Here is a 1689-nt window from a genome sequence, read left to right on the forward strand (position 1 = left end):
TTGAATCTGCGATTGCCAACCTTACCGAATCTGATAGCCCACTCCCCCCAGGATCTGTAATCACCGAGAAATATTCAACATCTGGCGTACTGTAATTTCCCGCTTTGTCTTGCGCGATCGCCCACAACTGATAGCGCCCCGGTGCTAAGTTTTTCGATTTCAAATCTACACTGAAATCAAACCTAGCTCTGTCCGAGCGATCCGCTCTTAAACTTTGTTTAACATCTCCAACGCCAAAACCTTTCCCATCCAGTGTTCCCAACCAAAAATATACATTAGCTATATCGCTAGCACCATCAGGATCGGAAACCTTCCCACCCCTGAAGCTAATCTTTTCATTTGTTGTATAAAGAGGTAAAATGCTGAAGTTCAAAGATTCAGGTGGTTTATTGGGTGGAAGATCGATCGTAAAGTGAGTAGTTTCGGTATCAGTTGCGCCGGACTTATCGTATGCGATCGCTTTAATCTGGTAATTTCCCACCTCTAACTTATTGAATGAAATATTAAAAGTTCCCCAATTGTCTCCAATTATACCGTTATCGACTATTCCGACAGTATAATTGCCCAATTTTACGTTATCTTTGTACAACTCTAAACTGATTTTGTCCAGATCGCTCTCGCCATTTTCATCGTATACCTTGGCATTCGGAAAGGTAATTGTTTGCTCGCTCGTGTAAGATGGCAATAAGTTCAATTGCAATCGTTCTGGCGGTGAGTTAATTATTGATACCGGAGGTTGGCCGACGACGGAAAATATTTGGCTCGCTTGAGCGTCAAGGCCAGAGCGATCGTATGCGATCGCCTTTAACTGATAATTTCCTTCTAGTAAATTACTCCAGGAATAATTAAAAGTTCCCCAACCGTCTGCACCATTATTATCATCCACGATATTGACAGTCTGCAGATCGAAACTAATGTTATTTTTGAATAACTCCAAAGTCACCTTTTGCAGGTCATTTTCTCCATTGTTATCGAAAACTTTAGCATCGTTAATGCTGACTGGTTGACCGATCGTGTAAGATGGTAGTAAGTTAAATTGCAGAGATTCAGGTGGTGTGTTAATTACAGGTGGTAGCACATCTGGTTTTTGGAGAACGCTAAAACTTTGAATCACCTCATTACTAACAGCATTTGTTTTATCGTAAGCAACTGCTTTTAACTGATAATTACCAACCTCTTTAGGCAAATCGTAGTTAAATGCACCCCAGTTTTGTTGCAAATCACTAAAATTAGCGATGGGATTACTTGCTGACCATTCACCATTATCCTTTTTCAGCCAAAACTGCACTTTACTTAAGTCGCTAAAACCATCGGCGTCATATACTTTAGCATCCGTAATGCTAATCTGTTCGCCAGCGTTATAGAGATTCCTGTCAATCCTGAATTGCAGTTGTTCTGGTGGTGAATTTACCCGAATATCTTTAATAAATTCGTTGCTGTGATGGCTTTCTTGTGGGTGATTGTAGCCATATTTATCGTAAGCGATCGCCTTGACTTGATAATTACCAGGTGTGGTAGGCGTCCAAAAATAGTTGAATGTCGCCCAGTCCTCATTCACCGTGAATTGAGCGATCGTATCATGTTTGATTTCAGTACCATCTTTTAACCAGTACAACTCTACTTTATCCAAATCTCCATTTTCATCAAAAACCTTAGCATCAATCAAATTAACACTCTCTCCGGGTTGAT

At 40.6% G+C, this 1689-nt stretch carries 1 protein-coding gene; it reads right to left on the reverse strand.

What is annotated here, in order from left to right; genetic code table 11:
* Positions 1-1666: hypothetical protein (locus H6S82_RS32220; protein WP_199318014.1), on the reverse strand; the 1666-nt coding region annotated here is incomplete at its 3' end.
* Between the last annotated feature and the right edge of the window lie 23 nt (positions 1667-1689).

Origin of the sequence: Planktothrix sp. FACHB-1355, from assembly GCF_014748295.1 — a bacterium.
GTDB classification, from domain to species: domain Bacteria; phylum Cyanobacteriota; class Cyanobacteriia; order Cyanobacteriales; family Aerosakkonemataceae; genus Aerosakkonema; species Aerosakkonema funiforme_A.